At 34.8% G+C, this 26,044-nt stretch carries 29 protein-coding genes; 27 read left to right on the forward strand and 2 right to left on the reverse strand.

The genetic code is table 11. The features are described from left to right. The first annotated feature begins 15 nt into the window (after positions 1 to 15). The 6 genes from ACUN26_RS04860 (at position 16) to ACUN26_RS04885 (ending at position 7,352) form a co-directional block, all read left to right on the forward strand. Positions 16 to 693, forward strand: a complete 678-nt coding sequence (locus ACUN26_RS04860; RefSeq protein ID WP_000596068.1) for an OmpA family protein — start codon at positions 16 to 18, stop codon at positions 691 to 693. 150 nt (positions 694 to 843) lie between these two features. Further along, positions 844 to 1,212, forward strand: a complete 369-nt coding sequence (locus tag ACUN26_RS04865; RefSeq protein WP_000940571.1) for a response regulator — start codon at positions 844 to 846, stop codon at positions 1,210 to 1,212. Between the two features lie 129 nt (positions 1,213 to 1,341). Further along, the gene (locus ACUN26_RS04870) at positions 1,342 to 3,327 is read left to right on the forward strand and encodes a chemotaxis protein CheA (protein WP_001192581.1); all 1,986 of its coding nucleotides are present in this window, start codon (positions 1,342 to 1,344) and stop codon (positions 3,325 to 3,327) included. 270 nt (positions 3,328 to 3,597) lie between these two features. Then, on the forward strand, positions 3,598 to 5,241 hold the full coding sequence (locus ACUN26_RS04875; protein ID WP_001115037.1) for a flagellar motor switch protein: 1,644 nt from the start codon (positions 3,598 to 3,600) through the stop codon (positions 5,239 to 5,241). Between the two features lie 29 nt (positions 5,242 to 5,270). After that, positions 5,271 to 6,608: a hypothetical protein gene (locus ACUN26_RS04880; protein ID WP_000800073.1), complete on the forward strand. Its 1,338-nt coding sequence runs from the start codon at positions 5,271 to 5,273 to the stop codon at positions 6,606 to 6,608. Between the two features lie 27 nt (positions 6,609 to 6,635). Beyond that, entirely contained in the window at positions 6,636 to 7,352 is a 717-nt protein-coding gene (locus tag ACUN26_RS04885) for a hypothetical protein (RefSeq protein ID WP_000405177.1), read from the forward strand. A 77-nt stretch (positions 7,353 to 7,429) separates the two neighbouring features. Here ACUN26_RS04885 and ACUN26_RS04890 read toward each other — a convergent pair whose 3' ends face one another. Together ACUN26_RS04890 and ACUN26_RS04895 are read right to left on the reverse strand one after the other, a co-directional pair. Then, on the reverse strand, positions 7,430 to 8,212 hold the full coding sequence (locus tag ACUN26_RS04890; protein ID WP_000582904.1) for a CheR family methyltransferase: 783 nt from the start codon (positions 8,210 to 8,212) through the stop codon (positions 7,430 to 7,432). A 39-nt stretch (positions 8,213 to 8,251) separates the two neighbouring features. Next, positions 8,252 to 8,749 carry a hypothetical protein gene (locus ACUN26_RS04895; protein WP_001020088.1) on the reverse strand — a complete coding sequence of 166 codons (498 nt, stop codon included), beginning with the start codon at positions 8,747 to 8,749 and terminating at the stop codon, positions 8,252 to 8,254. Positions 8,750 to 8,892: 143 nt separating this feature from the next. On the opposite strand from ACUN26_RS04895, the gene ACUN26_RS04900 reads away from it, so the two are divergent. The 21 genes from ACUN26_RS04900 (at position 8,893) to ACUN26_RS05000 (ending at position 26,041) form a co-directional block, all read left to right on the forward strand. Next, on the forward strand, positions 8,893 to 9,357 hold the full coding sequence (locus ACUN26_RS04900) for a YaaR family protein (protein ID WP_000946323.1): 465 nt from the start codon (positions 8,893 to 8,895) through the stop codon (positions 9,355 to 9,357). Positions 9,358 to 9,372: 15 nt separating this feature from the next. Beyond that, the gene (flgN, locus tag ACUN26_RS04905) at positions 9,373 to 9,825 is read left to right on the forward strand and encodes a flagellar export chaperone FlgN (protein ID WP_000275891.1); all 453 of its coding nucleotides are present in this window, start codon (positions 9,373 to 9,375) and stop codon (positions 9,823 to 9,825) included. A gap of 17 nt (positions 9,826 to 9,842) precedes the next feature. Further along, a complete protein-coding gene (gene flgK, locus ACUN26_RS04910) occupies positions 9,843 to 11,141 on the forward strand; it encodes a flagellar hook-associated protein FlgK (RefSeq protein ID WP_001239720.1) in 1,299 nt (432 codons plus the stop codon). A 207-nt stretch (positions 11,142 to 11,348) separates the two neighbouring features. After that, on the forward strand, positions 11,349 to 12,212 hold the full coding sequence (locus tag ACUN26_RS04915; RefSeq protein WP_001266434.1) for a flagellar hook-associated protein 3: 864 nt from the start codon (positions 11,349 to 11,351) through the stop codon (positions 12,210 to 12,212). A 19-nt stretch (positions 12,213 to 12,231) separates the two neighbouring features. Continuing rightward, the gene (locus ACUN26_RS04920; protein ID WP_000929294.1) at positions 12,232 to 13,614 is read left to right on the forward strand and encodes a flagellar hook-associated protein 2; all 1,383 of its coding nucleotides are present in this window, start codon (positions 12,232 to 12,234) and stop codon (positions 13,612 to 13,614) included. 22 nt (positions 13,615 to 13,636) lie between these two features. Continuing rightward, entirely contained in the window at positions 13,637 to 14,005 is a 369-nt protein-coding gene (locus ACUN26_RS04925; RefSeq protein ID WP_001149518.1) for a flagellar export chaperone FliS, read from the forward strand. Then, positions 13,995 to 14,267 carry a hypothetical protein gene (locus ACUN26_RS04930; protein WP_001058081.1) on the forward strand — a complete coding sequence of 91 codons (273 nt, stop codon included), beginning with the start codon at positions 13,995 to 13,997 and terminating at the stop codon, positions 14,265 to 14,267. Before ACUN26_RS04925 ends, ACUN26_RS04930 begins: the two co-directional genes overlap by 11 nt. 369 nt (positions 14,268 to 14,636) lie before the next feature. Beyond that, positions 14,637 to 15,044 (forward strand): flagellar basal body rod protein FlgB, encoded by a 408-nt coding sequence (flgB, locus tag ACUN26_RS04935; protein WP_001113112.1) that lies wholly within the window; start codon positions 14,637 to 14,639, stop codon positions 15,042 to 15,044. A 20-nt stretch (positions 15,045 to 15,064) separates the two neighbouring features. After that, positions 15,065 to 15,478, forward strand: coding sequence for a flagellar basal body rod protein FlgC (gene flgC / locus ACUN26_RS04940; protein ID WP_000484909.1), 414 nt, complete (start codon positions 15,065 to 15,067; stop codon positions 15,476 to 15,478). 16 nt (positions 15,479 to 15,494) lie between these two features. Then, positions 15,495 to 15,794 carry a flagellar hook-basal body complex protein FliE gene (gene fliE / locus ACUN26_RS04945; protein WP_000701668.1) on the forward strand — a complete coding sequence of 100 codons (300 nt, stop codon included), beginning with the start codon at positions 15,495 to 15,497 and terminating at the stop codon, positions 15,792 to 15,794. Positions 15,795 to 15,816: 22 nt separating this feature from the next. Continuing rightward, on the forward strand, positions 15,817 to 17,391 hold the full coding sequence (locus ACUN26_RS04950) for a flagellar M-ring protein FliF C-terminal domain-containing protein (protein ID WP_000411360.1): 1,575 nt from the start codon (positions 15,817 to 15,819) through the stop codon (positions 17,389 to 17,391). Between the two features lie 13 nt (positions 17,392 to 17,404). Further along, complete coding sequence (fliG, locus tag ACUN26_RS04955) at positions 17,405 to 18,409, forward strand: flagellar motor switch protein FliG (RefSeq protein ID WP_000883355.1); 1,005 nt, start codon at positions 17,405 to 17,407, stop codon at positions 18,407 to 18,409. Beyond that, entirely contained in the window at positions 18,396 to 19,085 is a 690-nt protein-coding gene (locus tag ACUN26_RS04960; RefSeq protein ID WP_000051701.1) for a FliH/SctL family protein, read from the forward strand. The genes fliG and ACUN26_RS04960 overlap by 14 nt, the downstream gene beginning before the upstream one ends. Beyond that, complete coding sequence (gene fliI / locus ACUN26_RS04965; protein WP_001060540.1) at positions 19,082 to 20,386, forward strand: flagellar protein export ATPase FliI; 1,305 nt, start codon at positions 19,082 to 19,084, stop codon at positions 20,384 to 20,386. The genes ACUN26_RS04960 and fliI overlap by 4 nt, the downstream gene beginning before the upstream one ends. Positions 20,387 to 20,502: 116 nt before the next feature. Next, entirely contained in the window at positions 20,503 to 20,913 is a 411-nt protein-coding gene (locus tag ACUN26_RS04970) for a hypothetical protein (RefSeq protein WP_000360857.1), read from the forward strand. A 10-nt stretch (positions 20,914 to 20,923) separates the two neighbouring features. Continuing rightward, the gene (locus ACUN26_RS04975; protein ID WP_000616448.1) at positions 20,924 to 22,033 is read left to right on the forward strand and encodes a flagellar hook-length control protein FliK; all 1,110 of its coding nucleotides are present in this window, start codon (positions 20,924 to 20,926) and stop codon (positions 22,031 to 22,033) included. Positions 22,034 to 22,036: 3 nt separating this feature from the next. Next, positions 22,037 to 22,615 carry a flagellar hook assembly protein FlgD gene (locus ACUN26_RS04980; RefSeq protein ID WP_001143458.1) on the forward strand — a complete coding sequence of 193 codons (579 nt, stop codon included), beginning with the start codon at positions 22,037 to 22,039 and terminating at the stop codon, positions 22,613 to 22,615. Between the two features lie 16 nt (positions 22,616 to 22,631). After that, positions 22,632 to 23,855: a flagellar hook protein FlgE gene (locus ACUN26_RS04985; protein ID WP_000588325.1), complete on the forward strand. Its 1,224-nt coding sequence runs from the start codon at positions 22,632 to 22,634 to the stop codon at positions 23,853 to 23,855. A gap of 49 nt (positions 23,856 to 23,904) precedes the next feature. Further along, positions 23,905 to 24,240 carry a DUF3964 family protein gene (locus ACUN26_RS04990; protein ID WP_000198189.1) on the forward strand — a complete coding sequence of 112 codons (336 nt, stop codon included), beginning with the start codon at positions 23,905 to 23,907 and terminating at the stop codon, positions 24,238 to 24,240. Positions 24,241 to 24,532: 292 nt separating this feature from the next. Then, the gene (locus ACUN26_RS04995) at positions 24,533 to 25,018 is read left to right on the forward strand and encodes a hypothetical protein (protein WP_000068315.1); all 486 of its coding nucleotides are present in this window, start codon (positions 24,533 to 24,535) and stop codon (positions 25,016 to 25,018) included. Between the two features lie 114 nt (positions 25,019 to 25,132). Further along, positions 25,133 to 26,041: a chemotaxis protein gene (locus ACUN26_RS05000; RefSeq protein ID WP_000075949.1), complete on the forward strand. Its 909-nt coding sequence runs from the start codon at positions 25,133 to 25,135 to the stop codon at positions 26,039 to 26,041. Positions 26,042 to 26,044 lie beyond the last annotated feature (3 nt).

Below are 26,044 nucleotides of genomic sequence, written 5' to 3' on the forward strand. Positions count from 1 at the left end.
GCAAGGAGTGGTATGATGATAAAACGATCGCAAAAGGGATCGCCTCGTTGGATGACGACTTTTACAGATTTAACGATGTTATTATTAACTTTCTTTGTATTACTAGTTGCTACATCAAAGCAGGATGCAGTAAAATTGTCAAAGATGCTTGAAAAGTTTAGCGATGCGGAGCAAGTAGATGCAAAAGTAATGGAAAATACAATACCAGATATAACACATGAAAAAAATGATGAAAAAATGATCTCAAAAAAGAGAATGGATGAATTATATAAAAAGTTAAAAGCATATGTAGATAATAACGGTATTAGTCAAGTGAATGTATATCGAGAAGATACAGGGGTAAGTGTCGTTATCGTAGATAATTTAATATTTGATACGGGTGATGCGAACGTTAAACCAGAAGCAAAAGAGATAATGAGTCAATTAGTCGGATTTTTCCAATCAGTACCAAATCCAATCGTTGTGGAAGGACATACAGATAGTAGACCTATTCATAATGAGAAATTCCCTTCTAACTGGGAATTATCTTCAGCGCGAGCAGCTAATATGATTCACCACTTAATCGAAGTGTATAATGTGGACGATAAGAGGTTAGCTGCGGTAGGATATGCAGACACAAAGCCAGTTGTACCAAATGATTCACCGCAAAACTGGGAGAAAAATCGTCGCGTTGTTATTTATATAAAAGAATAGTATATTGTTATTTTAATAATAAAATAATAAAAATACGAAAATTCTTTTAAAAAAATATTAAATTTTATCATTTTATTTTGTATAATGAGTGAGAATGATAAGGTGAAATATTAAGATATATTTATACATAGAAGGAGAGAATCAAAAAGAATGGCACATAAAATTTTAGTTGTAGACGATGCGATGTTCATGCGAACGATGATTAAAAACTTATTAAAAAGTAATTCTGAATTTGAAATTATCGGTGAGGCGGAGAATGGAGTAGAAGCAATTCAAAAGTATAAAGAACTTCAACCTGATATTGTAACATTAGATATTACTATGCCAGAAATGGACGGACTTGAAGCATTAAAAGAAATCATTAAAATTGATTCAAGTGCAAAGGTTGTTATTTGTTCGGCAATGGGACAACAAGGTATGGTATTAGATGCAATTAAGGGTGGGGCGAAAGACTTTATTGTAAAGCCATTCCAAGCGGATCGTGTAATCGAAGCTTTAACAAAAGTAGCAAATAGCTAATATAAAAGGGGTGCCACAAGGAATCAAAACAGTGATAGAGGATACACGTGTGGCCCCCTTTTTTCTCGTTTTAAAACACTAAATTGTTATACATAAATGAAATGTTTGTTAGACAGGTAGGGGATTAAAATGCAAACAGATCTATTGAATATATTTTTTGAGGAATCAGAAGAACATTTACAATCGCTAAATGAAAATGTGCTAACTTTAGAACAAAATCCAGCCGATATGGATGTTGTAGGAGAAATATTCCGCTCAGCCCATACATTTAAAGGTATGTCTGCAAGTATGGAATTTGCGGAAATGGCAGATTTAACGCATAAGATGGAAAATGTGTTAGATGAAATCCGTCATGGGAATATCGTGGTCAATGCGGATATTATTGATGTGATTTTTGAGTGCATTGATAATTTAGAGAAGATGGTTGCAGATGTACAACAAGGCGGAATGGGTAATATTGATGTAGTTTCTACTAAACAGAAATTAGAAGCATTATTGCACGGTAATGTAGTAACGCCTACAGAACATATAGAGCAAGATCATATAGGTAACGATGGTGGAGTTTCGCATGAAGTACATATAACGGTAGAACAGCAAGCTATTTTAAAAGCAGTACGTGCCATTATGTGTATAGAAGCATTGCAAAATGTAGGTAATATACAAAAAACTGTTCCGAGTATTGAAGAAATTGAAGCGGATGCTTTCGGATTTGAGTTCACCGTATTTATGGATAGTGATTATAATGTAGAAGAATTGAAACAAGTAGTGCTTCATATTTCTGAAATTGAGAAAGTAGAAGTGAAGCAAGGACATACATCACAAGAAGCTGTGCAAATAGAGAAAATGATACAATCTTCTGCAGTTGCGCAGGTTGTATCACCTGTAGAAGCACGGAAACAATCAGCTAATACTACACCAGCTAAAAGCACAGTAAAAACGAAAAATGCTAAAGTGGAGAATCGCTCCATTCGTGTTCAATTAGAGAAAATCGAAACATTAATGAATATGTTTGAAGAAAGTGTAATTGAGCGTGGGCGCATTGATGAATTGGCACAAACGATTCAAAACAAGGAATTAATTGAGCATTTAAATCGATTAGGAGATATTTCAAAAGATATTCAAAATGTACTTTTAAACATGCGCATGGTTCCAATTGAAACGGTCTTCAATCGTTTCCCACGTATGGTACGAATGTTAGCGAAAGATTTAGGTAAAAAAATCGATTTACAAATTACAGGAGAAACTACTGAAGTTGATAAAATTGTAATTGATGAAATCGGTGATCCGCTTGTTCATTTAATTCGAAATGCAATTGATCACGGTGTTGAGACTGTTGAAAAACGACGTGATGCAGGTAAAAATGAGACAGGAACGATTAAATTAGAGGCGTTTCATAGTGGAAATCATGTCGTTATTCAAATTACGGATGATGGAAACGGTATTAATAAAGGGAAAGTATTAGAAAAAGCGATTAAAAATGGTGTTGTAACAGAAGCAGATGCGAATAGATTAACAGATCGTGAAGTGTTTGATCTTATATTCCAACCAGGATTTAGTACAGCTGAAGTTGTATCGGATCTTTCTGGGCGTGGTGTTGGATTAGATGTTGTAAAACATACGATTCATAGTTTAGGTGGACATTTAATTATTGATTCTGAGGAAGGAAAGGGAAGTACATTCAGAATTGAACTTCCGTTAACTTTGTCTATTATTCAATCTATGCTTGTTCAAACGAACGATAAGCGTTATGCTTTACCTCTTGGAAATATTGTGGAAGCAATTCGAATTAAGAGAGAAGACATCCAATCCTTACAAGGAAAAGATGTGTTAAATTATCGTAACCAAATTATTGAAGTGAAACATTTAAGTACAGTATTTGGTGAAAAAACAGTAGATGAGGCGTTTGCGTCATATGATGGTCAAATGGTTCCTGTGTTAATTGTTCGTAATACACATCGTAGCTATGGGCTTATTGTAAACACAATTATCGGTCAAAGAGAAATCGTCTTAAAGTCATTAGGTGACTTCTTTGCAGAGAGTTCTAACTATTTCTCTGGTGCGACGATTCTCGGTGATGGACGAGTGGTCCTCATTTTAAACCCAGAAGGTTTATAATAGGAATGAAGGAAAGCTCCCCACTTGTATACAATTGGGGAGCTTTTTGGTTAATTATTATGAATGTATAAAAATAATTATATAACTGGAAATAAATACAGAGTAACGATTTGTATAATCAGTTTGTTAAAATATAATGAGTGTAATAAGTTGAGAGTTTATCCTGCTAGTTGCGGGTTAATAATCAGTGAGGAATGGATAGAAGTCCCATTGATTAAAGTGTCACTTTATATCATTTGATAGAAAAACAGAAATGAGGAGGCAGGGAAAATGCCTGAGCAACACACAAACGGGGAAACGAGCACAATTGTGCTAGAAAAAGAAAATGAGCATTTAACACCTCAAGAATGCGATATTCTTGGCGAAATCGCAAATATATCATTTGGTTCAGCTTCGACTGTATTATCAACAATTTTAAATAGGCAAGTAAACATTACTGCTCCTCGTGTAGAATTGGTAGATTTATATGATACAAGTGATGTTGAAGTTCCACATGTTGTGTTAAATATTCATTTTACAAAAGGATTAGATATGGAAAACCTTCTTGTTCTTAAGCAAGATGTTGCACTATCAATTGCTGATTTAATGATGATGGGGACAGGTGAAGTGGAAGAAGGAAAAGAACTTGGTGAATTAGAGCTAAGTGCTGTACAAGAAGCGATGAATCAAATGATGGGATTCGCAGCTACATCTATGTCGGAATTCTTCCAAGATACAGTAGATATGTCTCCGCCGACAATTAAAGTCGTAAAGCTATCAGAAGAGATGGAGAAAATCTCTGAAATAACTGGAAATAACACAATAGTTAAAGTATCGTTCGATCTAAAAATAGATAATCTTGTAAACTCTAAACTTGTACAAATTGTTTCGGTGGAACATGCGAAACGAATGATAAATAAATTACTGCAATTATCTGGTGAAGTAGAAGAAAGAGATGAACCGGCGGAACTGGTTGAAACTGAGATTGTAGAGGAACATGTTGAAAAAGAGCATTTAACACAAGAAGAGAAAGATGTACTCGGTGAAATTGCGAACATTTCAATCGGTTCAGCTTCAACGGTATTATCAACGCTTTTAAATCAGCCAGTCACGATTAGTACACCAAATGTAGAGGCGATTAATGTTCGTCATTATGATGGAGTACCAGTGCCATTTGTCATTTTAAATGTCGACTTTGTTGAAGGGCTAAAGAATGAGAACGTATTCGTATTTACGAAAGATGTTGCCTTAACAATGGTAGATTTAATGATGATGGGAACAGGGGAAGTTGATCCGGAAAAAGAGCTTAGTGAATTAGAACTAAGCGGTATTAAAGAGATCATGAACCAAATGATGGGGCATGCTGCAACAGCGATGTCGGAAATGTTTCAAGAAAAAATGGACATGACGCCGCCAAATGTCAAATTTGTAACGTTAAAAGAAGAAATGGAATACTTGGGAGAGTCAATGGAAGTGGACGAACTCGTTCAAATTACGTTCAATCTTGAAATTGGCGATCTTCTTCAATCGAAAATGTATCAAATTTTACCCATTTCCGAAGCGAAAGAAATGGTAAGAAGACTTCTGTATCCAATGGTGGAGGAGCAAGAAGAGATTGTCCCGGAAGAAATTGAAGAGGAAGAAATTGCGGCACCAGTTGTACAACCTATTGAATTTAAAGAAGTAAAACAGATTGAACCAGTATATATGGATACATCCATTCTACAAAATGTAGAAATGAATGTGAAATTTGTATTTGGAAGTACTGTGAAAACCATTCAAGATATATTAAGTTTACAAGAAAATGAAGCGGTTGTACTAGATGAAGATATTGATGAACCGATTCGAATTTATGTGAATGATGTATTAGTGGCATATGGTGAACTTGTAAATGTAGATGGGTTTTTCGGAGTAAAAGTGACGAAATCGCTATAAGGCGTTGAAATAGGAGTTTGAACGAGTAGATGAAAAACGTAAAGTTTTTTCTAATGAGTTGGCTATGTATACATGTGTGCTTGTTCTTCCCCCTGCAAAGTCAGGCGGAAGAACAAATTGAGCCAGAGCAAAAAATAAATAAATTGGAAGTAATAGAAGAAAATAAGAAACTTCAAGAACAGCCAGAGCAAGTAGAAATAAATCAAGGTGAAGATGAACAAAAAGAAGTGACGAATGAACAAAAGAGCGAAAGAAAGATAGAAACGGATCAAGGTGTTATTACAGTAAATAAGCCAGAGCTAAAAGTTGGCGAAGAAATGCGGATTACTGTAGAACCAAACGAGAAAGACATTCAAAGTATGAAAGGTATATTGCAGTTACAAAGAAATGGCGAGCAGTATGCACAAGAAAGAATGCTATCTTTTGAGTATGATGAAGAAACGAAGCGATGGATTGCTAACTATAAAGTCGAGAGTTTTGATTTACAAGGTGATTGGAATCTTCATCTCGTTCAAAGTTACAAAGAAAATGAGAAGGAAGAGCTCATAGAAAATGAAGTGAAAGTCCCGCTCGTTCGTATTGGAAATGAAACACCAACTATAGATAAAGAATTGCCGAAGTTACATAAAGTTACTATTGATGAAGCAAAAGAGAACTTAATTGAACGGAAACAGGGAGATTCTATACATATACGAGTGAAAGCTGCCGATGTAGAATCTGCTGTGAAAGAAGTGCGCGTTACATTAAAAGGGAAAGATGATAAAGAAATTCCCTTTTTATTAGACTACAACAAGCGTGACATGGATTGGCAAAAAGTATTTGAACTAACTGATGCCTTGCCAAATGGACAGTATAAACTATTTGTAGAAATAGTGGATGCTGCAGGCAATAAACTTGTTGCGGAAAGTGAATATATCGTTTCTGTTTTGGGACAAAAAATGGAAGATGATAAAAAAACAGAAGAGCAAGAGAATGAAAATAAAGTAGAAGATAAGAAAGAAATTAGTAAGCAAGAAGATTCGAAAGTAGAGATCGTGCTTCCAGAAGAAAAACTTCCAGTTGTTCAAATTCCGAAGCAAGACGAGAAAGTAAATGAGTTTATACAAGAAACATTGAAAGAGAAAGAGGAATTCCCTCACGTTATAAAAGACCCATTGGCAGATAATAAGGAAGTAAGTAATGTAAAGGCTCAAAAAGAGAAAACAGGTAAAAATGACAAGCAAGACGTTTCGAAAAAGAAAACAGAGCCAGAAGATAAGAAAGAAGAAAGAAGTGAACAAGGAGTACAAGCTTCTAATGTGTTTACTATTATGTCAGGTTTATTTGTACTATTTTTAGTTTTAAAGAGTAATAAAGAATGGGGCTAATCATTTCGTAGTAGTGGAGGCATTTAAATGGAAATTAACCGTACGACAGTTGAAAATAAGACGCTACAACCATTAAAACAGCCTGCAGCTATTTCGGAACATGAAATTCAGAAAGAACGAAAGCATAGTAATTTAGTGTTTAGTGGGCAGTCTAAAATCATTTCGAAAAATAATGAAATAGGCATTTTACTTGCAAGTTTAGGCGATGGAAAGATTATGAAGGAAATACTTTCTAAAGAGATGGATACAATGTTACAACTCTTTAAAAAGTTACATACGTTATCTGGAGAAGGTAAGCAAACAGAAAAAATATTTGAACAAGTAATTAGAAGTTTACAAGGACTTGTTAAGCAGGCGCATATAAAAGATCTTCCTTTATTAGATGGAACATATGATTTCGCTGAAGTACAACTATCATTTGGTAGAAAGGTACATATTCCGTTATTAGATGTAAGTGCACTTATCTCTAGAGTGGAGAGTGATTCTTCAGAAGGAAATATAAATTTAATGGTAACGGTTATTACTGCTTATATAACGAAGTTGTCTAACGAAACCATTTTAATTAGCGTTACAGACCGCACGGCAAAAGATCGGGATGTCAGTGTATGGAGAGCGCTCGCAGAAATGAATATGACACAATTGTCACAGGCGTTGAAACATACAATGCAAGAACATAAATGGTCTATGACGTTTCTTTTTCTTTTTATATGGATTGTTGGTATCATTTTAATTCGAGTTATATAAAAAGGTCGTCACTTCATTGTGACGACCTTTTTAATCCCGTAAAAGCCCGATTGGTATGTGCTGATTAAAGTTTCACTTTATATTTTTTCATAGAAGAATGTATCGAACCGCTGAAGGTTGTAACGTTCGGGTGTTAAAATTTGTTCTGTACTACCAACAAATAGTACACCGCCTTTTCGTAAAGAACGACTAAACTTTTCATAAAGCTTTACTCTTGCTTCTTCTGTAAAGTATATCATTACATTACGACATATAATTAAATCGTAATTTGTATCGAATGACTGCATTAAGAGGTCGTGTTGTTTGAACGAAACGTTTTGCTTAATGTTTTGATGCAATGAATATGTATCATTCTCTTTTGTGAAATGACGCTCTTTCAAATCGATAGGTAATTCTTTTAAAGAACGTTCTGTATATTGACCGCGTTTCGCAGTTTCTAAAATATGAAAATCAAGATCTGTTGCTTGAATTTCATAGCGAAATGGAGAAAGATGTTTCGATAAAATTAAAGAGAGTGTATATGGTTCTTCACCAGCAGCGCAAGCAGCACTCCATACTTTTAATTTCCCGTTATTTTGTTCAAGTAATTTTGGCAGTGCTTTCGTCTCTAACGTTTGCCAACGTTCTTTATTTCTGAAAAACTCTGAAACGTTAATTGTAATATAGTCAATAAAACTTAAAAATAAATTTTGATCAGCACGTAAATGATTTAAGAAATTTGCGTAGTTGTCAAATCCTTTTCTTGAAATGAAAGCATCGATTCTACGGCGCATTCTATCCTGTTTATACGAAGCGATATCCATATTGTATTGTTGTTTAAAACTCGCGATAAAATGATCATAATCTTGTTCAATTATCATATTTACAATGGGCACAATAACGATATTGTGCCTCCCCCTTTACATCATACGAATTTTTTGTTCAAAGCTTTTTTTCATCTGTTTGTCATGTAAACCCGGTAAATCATAAATAACAGCACCAATACCTGCTTCTTTTGCAACGTCAATGGGAATGACAGATGTATGTTTGTCCCCGTTATAAAAACAGAGAACTAAATCGGTATCTTCAATAATTTGTTTTACAAAAAACATAAAATCTGATCGATAAATGGAGTCGGAAGGATGATCAAAAGCAACATACTCGGCTCCGTGTTTTTTTAAGTAATGAACGACTTCTTGAAATTCATCTGTTAATGCTTGTAACGGTTGTAGCGTGTAAAGGCATAAATTTTGAGCGAGTCTTTCGTTTTCAATGAAAAAACGAAGAACTTCATTTTCGATAGATTTATAACATAATATGTAAATTTTATGTTTGTGAGCATAGTCAGTTAGAAATTTTTTAATTTCATCTTGATCTAATGCTGTTAATTGATTTGAACCACAAAGAAAAATATTCATAGAATTGTGCCACCTCATGCTAAATTGTAACATATCTTTTATAAAAAATAACTGCAAAATATTACTGTTCAGAGTATAATTATAAATAACTGGATTTTACGATTAAGTTTAGGAAGAAATAAAAAAATAAATAGGTGATATATATGCTACGTTCTATCTCGCATAATCCAATTTTATCGCATATACCGCCTGCTACTCAAATGCCGAAAGAAGCAAATGTCAGGACAGGACTTGCATTTTCGGATAATTTGCATGCAGATCCGAAAAAAGATAAATTGCTAGAACAAATGGAAGCGTTTGTCGATAATATTGGAGAAATAAAAGAGAAAATTGAAATGGAATTAACGCTTGATAATGTCATGGAATACAAAAATACAGTGAAATCATTTTTGAATTTTTACGTAGATAATGTATTGCAATATAAAGACGTTATGTCTCGTCATCCGCGTTACGGATATTCACAGAAAATGACGATTGTGAAACAAGCAGAAATGGGATTAAATGAATTAGAAGATGTGATGAACTTAATTAATACAAAAACTGGACATTTAGAAATGTTAAATCAAATTGGAGAAATCCACGGTTTAATTGTAAATTTAGTCTTGTAAAAGGAAGGAAGCTATATGTACATACAATTATATGAGAAGCTCGTTATTATTCAAAAAGCATATGAAAACATTCAAACGCTTGGAGAACAAATATATGAGAATTTAAAACATAAAAATGTAAATGCAGTTCAAAAGTTGCAAGTAGAGCAATTGCAGTACATTGATGGTTTAAAAGGATTATCGAGCGCATTTGAAGAAATGGTTGTTCAGTTTTGTAAAGAAAAGGGCGTTGAGCCATCTCGCGTGAGTGCATTATTTTCGTATTTTTCCCATGAAGAAATTGAAAAAATGGAAAAAATACAAAAAAACTTAGTTGAATTAGAAGAGAATGTAAAAATGATTCTTTTAAAAAATCAATATTACTTAAACGTACTATTAAAAACTACAGAAAGTATTGTGGATTCCGTTTCTGAATATAATTTGGAGCGAAACAATAATTCGCAAATCTTTATGAATGAACTATTGTAAAGGAGAAGTGAAGCTTTATGAGATTATCTGATTATAATACACCGCTATCAGGCATGTTAGCGGCTCAAATGGGGTTACAAACAACGAAACAAAACTTGTCTAACATTCATACACCGGGTTATGTGCGTCAAATGGTGAATTACGGATCTGTTGGAGCAAGCAATGGTCATACGCCAGAACAGAGAATTGGATACGGTGTACAAACGTTAGGTGTCGATCGTATTACTGATGAAGTGAAGACGAAACAGTTTAATGATCAATTATCACAACTCTCTTACTATAATTACATGAATTCAACGTTATCACGAGTAGAGTCTATGGTAGGGACGACAGGAAAAAATTCATTATCTAGTTTAATGGACGGCTTCTTTAATGCTTTTCGTGAAGTGGCAAAAAATCCAGAACAACCAAATTACTACGATACATTAATTTCTGAAACTGGGAAGTTCACAAGCCAAGTAAATCGTCTTGCGAAAAACTTAGATACAGTGGAAGCACAGACGACAGAAGATATTGAAGCACATGTTAATGAATTTAATCGTCTTGCCGCAAGTTTAGCAGAAGCGAATAAAAAAATTGGACAAGCAGGCACACAAGTACCGAATCAACTGTTAGACGAACGAGATCGCATCGTTACAGAGATGTCTAAGTATGCCAATATAGAAGTATCTTATGAATCTATGAATCCTAATATTGCAAGCGTTAGAATGAATGGTGTTTTAACAGTAAGTGGACAAGATACATATCCCCTTCAATTAAATAAAGAAAAAGACCCAATGTCAGTTGAGATTTACGGTTCAGAAATCTCTGTAACTAGCGGAGCAATAAAATCAGCGATTGATACGAAAGCGAAGATTGTTGAATATAAAAAAAACCTTGAAGGTTTAATGAGTTCAGTGAAAAATCAAGTGAATACAGTGATGGGAAAAGATTTCTTCGTTGGCGATTATGCGAAAGATATGAAATTAAATCCAGAATTTGCAAAAGACATTTCGAAAATGAAAATATCTGCTGAAACAGCAAATAAACTAGCAGCAATTACAGATGGCGATTATAAAGAAGGCCTTTCTAATAAACAAGCATTAGACCAATTCATAGTAGGTGTAGCTTCTGATAAAAGTGCAGTGAATGCTTATCAAAAAATTCATGGAGACTTATTAGAAGGTATTCAGCAAGAGAAGATGAGCGTCGAAGGGGTAAATATGGAAGAGGAAATGGTAAATTTAATGGCCTTCCAAAAATATTTCGTGGCGAACTCTAAAGCGATTACTACGATGAATGAAGTGTTTGATAGTCTATTTTCGATTATTAGATAATGTGAATTAGAAAAGAAATCCCCTCTTTTTTATGGTTAGAAAGAGGACCTACGGATGGGAGAGGCGTTCAATGCCTATCATTGGCCCAATCGATGTAAGACTAGAAATATAAAATGGTTGTAGGTTAAGTGAGTTAAGAGGATAGCGATAGGAAGCTGTGGATTCTTCTTAACACCAATTCAAATATAGATAAAGGAGAAGAGAGAGATGAGAGTATCTACATTTCAAAATGCAAGCTGGGCAAAGAATCAGTTAATGGATTTGAACGTGCAACAGCAATATCATCGAAATCAAGTAACTTCGGGGAAGAAAAACCTTCTTATGAGTGAAGACCCACTTGCAGCAAGTAAATCATTTGCAATTCAACATTCATTGGCAAATATGGAACAAATGCAAAAAGATTTAGCCGATTCGAAAAATGTATTAACACAAACTGAGAATACTTTACAAGGTATTTTTAAATCTTTAACGAGAGCAGATCAATTAACGGTGCAGGCATTAAATGAGCCAAATGGTGAAAAAGAATTGAAAGCCATCGGTGCAGAGATTGATCAAATTTTAAAACAAGTTGTATATTTAGCGAATACGAAAGAGCAAGGTCGTTATATTTTCGGTGGTGATAGTGCGGAGAAGCAACCATTTACAGAAGATGGTACATACCAAGGTGGAAAAAATGATGTAAATTGGCAACTAAATGACGGTTATGAATTAAAAGCGTTTCGTAACGGAGAAGCATTATTATCTCCGGTTATAAAAACGTTAAAACAGATGAGCGAAGCGATGCAAAAAGGTGACCAAAAAGCGTTACAACCGTTATTAGGAGAAAATAAGAAAAACTTAGATGGCATCATTAACCGTACAACTGAAGTTGGTTCGACAATGAACACAATGGAAACATTTAAAACAATTTTAAGCGAGCAAAATTTAGCGCTTCAAGAAAATCGTAAAGAAATTGAGGATGTCGATTTAGCGGTAGCAATTTCTGACTTAGCGTATATAAATGCGACGTATGAAGCGACGCTTAAAGCAGTTAGCACGATGAGTAAAACGAGTATTTTAGACTACATGTAATCTATAAGGAGTGAGAAAAATGGCAGGAACAACGATGACAGGTATTGGTGGTAGACAACAAATTTGGAATCTCGGAAATAATATGATCGATACTTCAAACTTCGTCGAATTAGAAATGAATGCGTTAGATATGAGGAAAACACCGTATACGAAAGAAAAGAACGACCTTACAAATGATAAATTATTATATACAAGTTTAAAATCAGAATTTAGTTCTTTCACACAAACATTTAAAAACTTAGCGGCTTTTAAAGGGAATGAAAAAAAAGTAACGACAACACAAGACGGTTATATAAATGTAAAAGCTGATGGTGGTGCGATTGCAGGAACTTTTAATATGACAATTACACAGCTAGCGCAGCGTCATCAAATAGCTTCAAATGACATTACAGATATAAATGCAAAGCTTCCTAAAGATGAAACATTAAAACTAGGCGGTAAAGAATTAAAAGTAACAACTGATATGACATATAAAGATTTAATTAATAAGATTAATGATGGAGATTATGGCGTATCAGCTTATACACTTGGAAATAAAATTTTCATGACCTCGAAAAAAGAAGGAACAGATGGAGTAATTAAGTTTGAGGGGAACACATCTACACTATTTCAAGATATTGGTTTAGCTAATGCGGATGGAGTAGCGCTTAATGTAATCAATGAAGCGCAAAATGCTAAATATAGTATTAATGGTATCACAGCTGAAAGCTTTACCAATACAATTGAGGCTCTTCCAGGCGTGAAAATTGAATTATTAAAGGTAACTGAGCCAAAAGTGGAAGGGACACCAGATGCTGGCACAACACCAGATCCAAAAACAAAAGGTATAGACCTAAAATTTACAGTAAATGACTCAAACGTAACAGATGCATCGAATGTTATTAAGAAGATGGTTGCGGATTATAATAAAGCTGTTAGTACGGTAGATATCTTTGCCGGAAAAGGTGGGGCTTTCCAAGGTCAAGCCATTATGCAAAGTGTACGTCAAGCGATGAACAATGTCGTAACATTTTCTCAAGATGGTAATTATTTATTCACATTTGGTATTCAATTAAAGCAAGATGGAACGATGGAAGTTAATGATGAAAAATTAACACAAGCATTAAAAGAAAAACCTGATGCAGCGAAGCAATTTTTCTTTAGTTCTAACGGTTTAGGAAAAATGATGGAAGAGCCACTTGATAAACTATTTGGTGATAAAGGTGTAGTCGGTGAGAGAGTAAAAAATATTGACTCACGTGTAAGTGATTTAGATAAAAAGATTAAAGATATCGAGACGCAAAACTTGCAAAAGCAAGATGAAATTGTGAAGAAGTATCAAAAATTAGAAAGTACATTAGCGGCGCTTGATAGCCAGCTAAAAACAATTAAAGCAATGACAAAACAAAAAAGTGATGATTAATGAAAGTTAAGGAAGTGATGGTATGCAAGCATGGCAACGTTATATGCAAAATGATATTATGACGAGTAATCCGATTAAAAATACAATTTTTATCTATGAAAGATGTATTGTAGAGTTTCGTAATTTAGAAGAGCTTTTACATACTTTTAAACTACAAGAAGGAGACGCGCTTCTTGAAAAGTTAGAACGTATTTTTGAAGAATTGAAGCTTCAATTGAACCCTGAAATTACGAAAGACTTATATGATAGTCTTTATGGTTTATACGATTGGATTAGTATTCAAATTCAGACGATGAAAGTAACGCGTGAAGCAAAAGACATGGATGCGATTGTGAAAGTGTTACAAGATTTAATAGACGGTTACCGCGGAGCACTTGAAAATGAACAATGATATTTATCGGACGTTTGTCGGCTGTTTTAATGAAATCGGTGAATTGCAAGTGTCAGATGGAGAGTTTGCTGAGAAGAGTGAGATGTTAAATCGCTGGATGATGACATTGGATGAAGAAACGCGTGCGCAAGTTGCAGCAGAAGTAAGTCCATTCATTATTAAGGCAGCGCAGCATATTCGAGATAAGCAAAAGATTTTGGAAGAAATGATTATGACAAATGATGGACGAATGAAAGCTAATTCATTTTACGGTAAATATTAATAATACAGTTTACAAATGGATTTCCCCTTTTTAAAGGGGATCCATTCCTTTGTTTAAGTAAATAGTTCCGCTGATTGAGGTTTCATTTTATGACTGTAATGAAAAAATAGTAGTAATCTAAATAATATAAAAATGAACTTTAATGTGTAGTTCATATATGAAAATAGTTCACGGATCACTGTCTGTATACAGTTTTTTGTATTCTTTTTTATATTTTTGTATTTTTCTAAAGACAACAATGGAAAAATGGAATAAAATATGTAAGGGTACATAATAGTTAATATTTTAATAAATACATATAATAAAATAAATAATGAAGTGAAACTTCCATCAGTGGATCATTAAGGTAGAAAAGGAAGGGTGTGGAATATGCCAGATTTAGTGAGTGATGTAAGCCATTATATGAACTATTTAGTAACGAAACGAAATACTGTTTCTAGTAATATTGCAAATGCGAATACACCTGGCTATAAAGCACAAGATGTAACATTTGCTGAGCAGATGAGTAAGAGCAGTGCGTTATATAAGAACAATGCGGCTGATTTAAAGAGCAATCCAGATTTATATCAAACGAATGAAATGCACTTACCGACAGTAAATATGAAAAATACGTATGCAAAGATTCAAACGAAATCAATGCAAAAGAATCAAGATGGAAATAGTGTGGATGTAACGACAGAAATGCTAGATTTAATGAAAGCAAATCAGTTATACGGTATTTCAATTAATGCAATTAATACACAATACGCAATTAACCAAGCGGCACGTGGACGTTAAAGGTAGAAGGAGAGACAACGATGTTTCAGGCAATGAATGCAAGTGGCTCAGGACTAACGACAGCGAGAAAGTGGATGGAAGTTACTTCAAACAATATTGTAAATGCGAATACGACAGCCGCTCCGGGGGCAGATTTATATGAGCGTCGTAGTGTGGTGCTAGAATCAAATAATAGTTTTGCAAGTATGTTAGACGGGGCTCCTACTAACGGAGTGAAAATAAAAAGTATTGAAGCAGACAAAACGGAAAACTTAGTGTATGATCCGACGCATCCGCATGCAAATGAAGAAGGATATGTACGTTATCCAAATATTGATGTAACTGCTGAAATGACGAATGTTATGGTTGCTCAAAAAATGTATGAAGCAAATACAAGTGTATTAAATGCGAACAAAAAAATGCTCGATAAAGATTTAGAAATTGGACGAGGATAAGGGGGAAGATAGGGATATGAAAATTCAACCAATGTTACATACACAGCCATTTGGAGCAATTCAGTCAATTGGTGCACCGAAAACTTCGGAAACTTCTGTAGCTCCGGGAAAAAAGTTTATTGATTTATTGGAAGATATGAATCAAACGCAAAATAATGCGCAAACAGCAGTATATGATTTATTAACAAAAGGGGTAGGAGAAACACATGACGTTTTAATTCAGCAAAAAAAAGCTGAATCTCAAATGAAAACGGCTGCTCTCGTACGTGATAATCTTATTGAAAATTATAAGTCACTAATTAATATGCAAATTTAGGAAAGTGGACGGGTGTGTTTAAATGGAAAAGATAAAAAATGTTATCCAATCGTTAAAAACGTGGCATAAGTTAGTAATCGGTGCTGCGCTTTTAGCGGTTGTAACAGGAGCACTTTTATACTTCACCTTGCCAGATAAATATGTTGTTGTATATCAAAATTTAAATGATGCAGATAAGCAAGAGATTACAGCAGAATTATCGAAGTTAGGTGTCGATTACCAATTAGCGGCCGATGGTTCAATTCGTGTGCAAAAGAATGATGCTCCATGGGTTCGAAAAGAAATGAATGGAATGGGCTTACCGTTTAATTCTAAGAGCGGCGAGGAAATATTATTAGAAAGCTCGCTCGGGTCAAGTGAGCAAGATAAAAAAATGAAGCAAATTGTCGGTACGAAAAAACAATTGGAGCAAGATATTGTACGAAATTTTGCGACGGTTGAAACGGCAAATGTTCAAATTACATTACCTGAAAAAGAAACAATTTTTGATGAAGAAAAAGCAAAGGGAACAGCGGCGATTACTGTTGGTGTGAAGCGTGGACAATTATTAACAGCTGATCAAGTTGCTGGTATACAGCAAATGATTAGTGCGGCAGTTCCTGGCGTGAAAGCAGAAGAAGTAAGTGTTATTGATAGTAAAAAAGGTATCATCTCAAAAGGAGCAGATGAAGCGCATTCTAACAGTTCCTCTTCTTATGAAAAAGAAGTAGAGATGCAGCATCAAATTGAAGGTAAGTTAAAGCAAGATATTGACGCAACGTTAATGACGATGTTTAAGTCAAATGAATATAAAGTAAATACGAAAGTTTCTGTAAACTACGATGAGGTTACACGTCAATCAGAAAAATATGGTGATAAAGGTGTGCTTCGTAGTAAACAAGAGCAAGAGGAAAGCTCTACTGCACAAGAAGGAGCAGATACGAAGCAAGGTGCTGGTATTACAGCGAACGGTGACGTGCCAAACTACGGTACGAACAATAATCAAAACGGTAAAGTTGTCTATGATAATAAAAATGGTAACAAAATTGAAAACTATGAAATAGATAAAACAGTTGAAACAATTAAGAAACATCCAGAATTAACGAAAACAAATGTTGTTGTATGGGTAGATAATGATACGTTAGTAAAACGAAAAATTGATATGACGACTTTCAAAGAAGCGATTGGCACAGCAGCTGGGCTTCAAGTTGATCCGAATGGAAACTTTACAAACGGTCAAGTTAACGTTGTAACTGTTCAGTTCGACCAGCCGAAAGTTGAAAAAGAGAAAGAGCCGGAAAAAAGTGGTATGAACTGGTGGTTATTCGGTGGAATTACAGCTGGCTTGTTAGCACTAATTGGTCTAGTATGGTTCTTCTTAGCAAGACGTAAGAAAAAGAGAGAAGAAGAGGAATATGAAGAATACTTAGCCGAAGAGGAAATTGCCGCAAGTAATGAAAGTATTCTGGAAATTCCTGAAGAAAAAATAGTGCCAGAGCCAACACCGGAACCAGAAGGACCGAAAGAACCAACGTTAGATGATCAAGTGCAGGAAGCTACGAAAGAACATGTAGAAGGTACTGCAAAAGTAATTAAAAAATGGTTAAACGGACAGTAAGGGAGGAACAACGATGTTAGATGAAATCTCCTCCAAAGAAAAAGCTGCCATCCTCATTCGTACATTAGACGAAGGGGTGGCAGCAAAAGTCATTGAATATATGACAGCTGAGGAAAAAGAAGTATTACTTCGTGAAATTGCGAAGTTTCGTGTATATAAACCAGAAACGTTAGAAAATGTGCTAGGGGAGTTCTTATATGAATTAAATGTAAAAGAATTAAACTTAGTCACTCCAGATAAAGAGTACATTCGTCGCATATTTAAAAACATGCCCGAAGACGAGCTGGAAAAATTATTGGAAGATCTTTGGTATAACAAAGATAATCCGTTTGAGTTCTTAAATTCACTTACAGATTTAGAACCACTTCTTACAGTGCTCAATGATGAATCACCACAGACGATTGCGATAATTGCTTCTTACATTAAACCGCAACTTGCTTCTCAATTAATTGAGAGATTGCCAGATCATAAACGAGTAGAGACGGTAATGGGTATTGCAAAACTAGAACAAGTTGATGGTGAATTAATTAATCAAATTGGTGAGTTGTTAAAAGCGAAATTAAATAATATGGCATTTAGTGCAATTAATAAAACAGATGGCTTGAAAACGATCGTGAACATTTTAAATAATGTTTCACGAGGTGTTGAAAAAACAGTCTTTCAAAAGCTGGATGAAGTCGATTATGAGTTATCTGAGAAAATTAAAGAAAATATGTTTGTCTTTGAAGATTTACTTGGTCTTGAAGATCTTGCGCTTCGCCGTGTATTGGAAGAAATTTCAGATAACGGTGTTCTTGCGAAAGCACTTAAAATTGCAAAAGAAGAAATTAAAGAGAAATTATTTACATGTATGTCTTCAAACCGTAAAGAGATGATTCTAGAAGAATTAGATGGCTTAGGACCGCTTAAGATGACGGATGCTGAAAAAGCGCAGCAAACGATTACAGGTACAGTTAAAAAGCTAGAAAAAGAAGGAAGAATTATCGTTCAAAGAGGTGAAGGGGATGTCCTTATTTAAAAACAGAATTCCGAAGAATTCTGTTTCTTTTTCTGAAGAAACGTATGAATTACAATTTCCAAAACCAGCTTCAGTCCAAATAGAAGAGGAAGAATTACAAGCTGATCATGCAGAGCTTCGCGCCCAGCAAGAATCATTACATATGGAAATGAATCAGTTAAGACAAGGGCAGCAAATGCTAGAACGAGAGCGTCAGCAGCTAGTACAAGATAAAGAACAATTTCAAATGCATATTCATGAACAAATGGAACAGATGGAAGTAGCACGTATGCAGTTTCAAAAAGAACAACAGGAAACAGCATACGAATGGACAGAGTTATTGTGGGATCAATCTTTTCATCTAGCAGAAAAAATCGTAAACCAAGCGGTAGATTCGCGATTACTTGATGTGTTACCAATTTTAACTGGCATCGTTCAAACGTTGCCTACTTCATTTGAAAAATTAATAATAACAGTACATCCAGAAACGTTTGAACGTATTCAAGAAGAGAAGGAAAATACGAAAGAGTATTGGTTACTACAATTAGTAGAATGGAAATATGATTTCTCCCTGCAGTTCGGTGAATTTGTTTTGGAGGAAGAGAAAGAGTTTTTTGAATTTAAATTTGCACCTATATTTGCGAAGCTTCGTCAGAAATGGGAAGAAGAGAAGTTGTTTGAGGAGCAAAATGTATGAACAACAAGCTCATAAATGAACAGAATAAGTGGAATACGTTTATCGACACACCGTTTTATACGAAAATTGGTAAAGTTCATAGTGTACAAGAACAGTTTTTCGTAGCGAAAGGGCCGAAAGCAAAAATTGGCGATGTTTGTTTCGTTGGAGAACATAATGTTTTATGTGAAGTAATTGCGATTGAAAAAGAGAATAATATGTTACTCCCATTTGGACAGACAGAAAAAGTATGTTACGGGGATTCAGTTACATTAATTGCAGAAGATGTTGTTGTACCTCGTGGTGATCATTTACTTGGAAAGGTGTTAAGTGCGAATGGTGAAGTGTTAAATGAGAACGCTGAAAACATTCCACTACAGAAAATAAAATTAGATGCCCCCCCTATTCATGCATTTGAGCGTGAAGAGATTACTGATGTATTTGAAACGGGAATAAAATCAATTGATTCTATGCTAACAATTGGTATCGGTCAAAAGATTGGTATTTTCGCTGGATCAGGTGTTGGTAAATCTACTTTACTTGGAATGATTGCAAAAAATGCAAAAGCTGATATTAACGTTATTAGTTTAGTAGGAGAACGTGGCCGAGAAGTAAAAGACTTTATTCGAAAAGAATTAGGCGAGGAAGGTATGAGGAAAAGCGTTGTTGTTGTAGCGACGTCAGATGAAAGCCATCTGATGCAACTTCGCGCGGCAAAGCTTGCCACATCCATTGCTGAATATTTCCGTGATCAAGGCAATAACGTACTACTCATGATGGATTCAGTTACTCGTTTTGCTGATGCGCGCCGAAGTGTTGATATTGCAGTGAAAGAGTTACCGATTGGTGGTAAAACACTGTTAATGGAAAGTTATATGAAGAAGTTGTTAGAGCGATCCGGTAAAACACAAAAAGGATCTATAACAGGTATTTATACCGTACTCGTTGATGGAGACGATTTAAACGGTCCTGTACCAGATTTAGCACGTGGTATTTTAGATGGACATATTGTATTAAAGCGTGAGCTTGCTACGCTTAGTCATTATCCTGCCATTTCAGTGTTAGATTCAGTAAGTAGGATTATGGAAGAAATTGTGTCGCCTAACCATTGGCAACTTGCAAATGAAATGAGAAAAATCTTATCTATTTATAAAGAAAATGAATTGTACTTTAAATTAGGGACGATTCAAGAAAATGAAGAAAATGCTTATATTTTTGAATGTAAAAATAAAGTAGAAGATATAAATACGTTTTTAAAGCAAGGTCGATCGGATAGTTTCCAATTTGATGATATCGTTCAAGCGATACACCATATAGTATAAGGCCTCTACTAAAGGGGTCTTATTTTTTTGTTTTTTAATATTTCACAGATTTTTTTGGAAAAAAACTATATAATAGAAAAAGAGAGCGTTATAATAGGAAGGGGCTATGAAAACAGGTGGATAAACAGCAGTACGACACGATAAAATTGCAAATAAATCAAGAAAAAGAACATATTTTAAAAGAAGTGTACGAACTAACAGCTGAAAAAAGAAAAATAGAACAAAAAAAAGAATATGATTTATACGTTGTGAAATCACGTAGCAAAGTCGTACAAACTGGTCAACGTATTATGGCTGGCATGCTTTCTTCACATACGTTTTCACCTGAAAGAATAGAAGAATGGAATCGAAAAATAAAAAAAACAGAAGGTTTTATTCAAAAAAATGAAAGCCTTTTAGAGCAAGTAAAAGAAAAAGAACGTGTCATTGATGAAATGTATCAAGAAGATTGTAAGAAGCTTGCAAAAGTGCAAGAAAAGCTAGAAGAAAAAATGCTTCTTGATTTAAAAATGTGTATGAATGGATGAGGTGAATGTAGTGATACAGTCTGTATTACCGGTGCAACAAAGTTTACCTCCGCAAAAAGAAAAAGGGCTAGAAATACAATCGAAAAATGAAAATTCTTCATTTGATCGTACGTTGAGAATGGAAAATAAACAGCAGCCGAAAACGGAGAAAACGAAACGAGAAGAAGCACCAAAAGAAGAGAAAAAAGAATATAATCTTTCTAAACCATCGGTAACGAAAGAAGAACCAAGTGTAAAGAAAGAAGAAAAAAAAGAGACAGAACAGTTGTTATTAGCTGTATCTGAGCAAATGGTTGCAATTGAGCAATTACGTGTGCAACCAGAATTGTTATATCAATACATACAAAAAATACAAGAGCTGTATAAAGAATATGGAAATATAAAACTTAACGAATTACCCGCAGGTGAATTACAACAATTACAAGAGCTCCTTTCAAATATGAATATTAAAAATGCTATATGTTTAGAAGATACAATGCAAATGGTGTTAGACAAAGTGAAGATGCCAGAGCAAATGATGCAGGCTTTGAAAGTTGTAGAGACAGAAACTTGTAATATTGCAAAAAAACAAGAAGAGTCTAAAGATGTAGATCTTCTGAAATCAGAGAGCGATGATGTGAAGGTAGAGTTGCCAGAAGTCGATTCGTTAAGTGATTCGAGTTCCACGGGTGCGGAGTTATTAAATAAAGCGACGAGTACTGATCAAATCGGAAAATCAAATAGTGGCGCTGAGAAGGTTACATTACCTGACTTAGGAAAGAAAATGGAAGCGCAAGTAGAAGCATTGCAAAAATTTGTAGTGAAACAAGAACGTGTTTTATTCCAGCTAAATCCAGAAAAATTTGGAACGTTAACTGTATTTATGAAAAAGCATGGCGACCAAATTGATGTGCATGTAGAAATGGAAAAACACGATGCAAAAAAACGTGTTGAAATCATTTTTGATGAATTGAGGCTAAAGCTAAAAGAAAAAGAAATTAATATTCAAATTAGCTATTCGGATAAAGATGAAAACCGTAAAGAACAGCGAGAACAAGAACAAAGACAAAAGCAGAAATTAGCAAGTACGCAACATGAGAAACAACAATCAAAAGAATTTGCGGGATTATTGGAGGAATAAAGCGTGCCAACAGTTGGGTTAAATACAACGAGTACAAATCATATTCCGTTACAAGCAGGAGCGCAAGCAAAAAACGCATCTGTGAATGGTGTACAATCGCCAGTTCAACAAACAAACGGAGTTTCAGCAGGAGCACAAAAGACTCCTGGGGTAATGGGGAAAGATGACTTCCTAAAATTGTTTTTATCAAGTTTCCAACATCAAGATCCATTTAATGCAATGGATATGAATCAAATGATGAACCAGACAGCGCAGTTATCTCTTATGGAGCAAGTGCAAAATATGACAAAAGCAGTTGACTCTTTAAGAACGACGATGTATTCGACAGCGCTTGATGGCGGTATGAAGTTTTTAGGGAAGTACGTAAGAGGTGTTGACGGCGACGGAAACAAAGTAACTGGTCAAGTAGAGACGGTTCGCCTTGCAGAGAATAATGATGTACAGCTCATTATTAATAATAAAGTCGTATCTCTTCGTTTCGTTGAGAGAGTGTCTGATAAACCGATTGGAGAAACGAATCCAGAGGATGTCAAGAAAGAAGAGCAAAAAACAACTGAAGAAGTAAAAACTACAAATTCATGAGGAGTGTCCATACGTTATGATTAAAGCGTTATATACAAGTATTACAGGAATGAATGCAACACAAAATGCATTAAGTGTAACTTCAAATAATATTGCTAATGCACAAACAGTTGGTTATAAAAAACAAAAAGCAATGTTTGATGATTTACTATATAACAATTCGATTGGTGCAAAAGGTGACGGTAAATACGCAGGAACGAATCCGAAAAGTATTGGTAACGGTGTGAAAATGAGTGGTACGGTTACAGATTATAGTGATGGTACAATTACGTTAACTGGTGGTAAAACACAAGCAGCAATGGAAGGTAATGGTTTCTTCGTTGTAGGTGATTCAAAAGGCGGAAATATGGAATTTACTCGTAAAGGTACGTTTGGGATATCCTCAGATTACTATATTACGAATACTGAAGGTCAATATGTATTTGCATATCCTGCAAATGAAGCAACTGGTGAAGTTGATTTATCTGGAATCCCAGGACCGTTGCAAATTCCAATGGGAACAGCAATTGGTGGTATTCGAACATCGAAAGGGACAATTAAAGGGAATATTCCAACTGGTGAAAAACAAATTACACAAGATTTACCTGTATATGATAATGCGGGGAATACATGGACAATGCGTGTAGAGTTTAAACAAACGAGCGAACATAATTATACATATAAAGTACAGATGCGTAATGACTCGAAAAAAGAAACAGAGTTTAAGGATGTTCAAGGTGCAGGTGGTAATATGACATTTGATGCTGTTGGAAATCCTAATCCGAAAGAGCAAAGAGCCAATATTCCATTTGATGGCGGCTCTATAAATTTAGACTTAAGTCATTTAACAAACCATCCAACAGATAAAACATTATCAGTAACAGACGTAGATGGTAGAGCAGCAGCGACGGTTAAAGATTGCTTCATTGCTGACGGTGGATATGTAATGGTAAAATATTCTGATGGAAGTATGAAATCTGCTGGCCAATTAGCTGTTGCGATGTTCCCGAACGAAGGCGGTCTAATGAAAACAGGTAATGGTAACTATACAGCGACGAATACAACAGGTATTTTAGCACTTGGTGCATCTGGTCAAAACGGTGCAGGTAAAGTACGTGGTGGCGCGCAAGAAGGGGCCAACGTAGATTTATCTGTTGAGTTCGTTGACTTAATGCTGTATCAACGTGGATTCCAAGGAAATGCGAAAGTAATTAAAGTGTCAGATGAAGTATTAAATGAAGTTGTAAACTTAATTCGATAATATATTATAAAGAAAACTTGTAATGTAGTAGAAAGGGTTTTTTATTCGTATGACAAGACAAGAGCGAGTTTTACAATTGCCTTTTTTCGAAAATAAACGTGAACTTGCCGAGCAAGTGCTAAAAATGGAACGAGAAGAGCATGTATATTTACCGGATCAATTTGAAATTAAGCAAGTGCCTCCGTATTCATTTGGTGAAAAGGAAGCCATCATTGGCCGTATTCATGAGTTTTATTTCGTAAGTGTTGGTAGTGATGGAGTTTGGAAGTATCAACTGTTTAAGGACGAGATGAAGTGCCGTGAGTTTTTTGTTACGTTATCAGGGATAACGGATCAGCAAATTGCGTTTTGGTTCAATAATATCGAGTTACTTAAAAGCTCTTAAAAGCCCTTTTAATGGTTTGAGAGATGTGGTAGGGTTTAAGTGCTTATAAGGGTGCTCGAACGTTGTGGAAACAGCGGTATGAAGTGTTACCAAGGTAGTTTAATAAGAGATAAGCGAATTGTAGTATAGTATGGATAACAACTATGGTTCTGAGGGGCTTGTAGTTGTAAGAGTAGTGCTATGGAGAGGTACTGTGATGGTTGGTTGGAGATAAGATAATTGTCTCATAGCAAACCAGTGCCTTTTGGATAGTTTGTGGGGATACATTTTTATAAAAGGAGAGGTGAGGAGGATGGCGCAGAATAAGTATCGCGTTACATTCATTTCGCCAAGTGAGGTTGAGCAGCGGACTGTAATGGCGGCGAGTAGTTTGCCAGATCTAATTCGTAAAGTAGAGAGTATTATCGCAGATCCGAACGGTTATTTTGTGAATGATAAAAAAAATAATTGCTATTTTAAAGTAATTAAAGAAAATGTTGCGTTTATTCAATACGAGCTACTATTTTCGGATAAGGAAATTCATATTGAAAAATTAAAACATATAGCGCCGGCTATATTAAAACAATTATTTAAAAAAATAAACGATCCAGAACTATATGCACTCGCGTTACTTGATGTTGATATAGCGACGAAACAATATGTACTCGAAGAAATGAATCAAGAGTTAAGAATGAGAGTAGAAACGGAACTTTCAAAAAAATGGGAAGCAATGCCGACAGAAATTGTAGGGGCACAAGAAGTGTTATTAGAGGCACTTGCTTCATTTATACAAGATTAAGCGTAAATAAATTGTTCGACTATCTATATTTTTCATATAGGTAGTTGACTTTTTCTCTTTTATAAAGCTTAATAATTAAATATACGGAATTAATGGAAGGGGAGCGACACCTTTATGTCACAAGCACAAAGTATTTTATTAGAAAGTGGAACAAATGAATTAGAGATTGTCACATATACTGTTGGTGAAAATCTATTTAGTATCAATGTAATGAAAGTACGTGAAATCATTAATCCATTCCCTGTTACAACTGTGCCAGAATCTCATCATGCAGTTGAAGGTGTTGTTCAAGTACGTGGTGAAATTTTACCTGTTATTAACTTAGCAACGGCTCTTAATTTAAAATCAACAAAGCCACTTGATCAAACGAAATTCATCATCTCAGAATTAAACCAAATGAAAGTTATTTTCCGCGTTGACGAAGTACATCGTATTCAACGTATTTCATGGGAACAAATTGATGAACCAGCTTCCTTATCAATGGGACTAGAAGAAACGACATCTGGCATTGTAAAACTAGATGGGAAAATTATTTTACTATTAGACTATGAAAAAATTGTATGTGAAATTAGCGGTACTGGTTATGACAATAAATCACTTTCAGGCTTAGAACAAAAAACAGATCGTGCTGAAAAAGTTATTTATATTGCAGAAGATTCAGCAATGCTTCGCCAAATACTAGAAGAAACTTTATCATCAGCTGGATATACGAAAATGAACTTCTTCAGCAATGGTGCGGAAGCGTTAGCACAAATTGAAAAATTAGCGAAAGAGCAAGGGGAAAAAATGTTTGAACACATTCACTTGCTAATTACTGATATTGAAATGCCAAAAATGGATGGACATCATTTAACGAAAGTGGTTAAGGATGGTGAAATAATGAATCGTTTACCGGTCATTATTTTCTCTTCATTAATTACAAATGAATTATTCCATAAAGGTGAAGCTGTAGGAGCAAATGCTCAAGTAAGTAAGCCAGATATTCAAGAGTTAATTGGTTTAGTTGATAAGTTAGTGTTGTAAAAG

The sequence above is a fragment of the Bacillus sp. WC2503 genome (genome assembly GCF_052682895.1).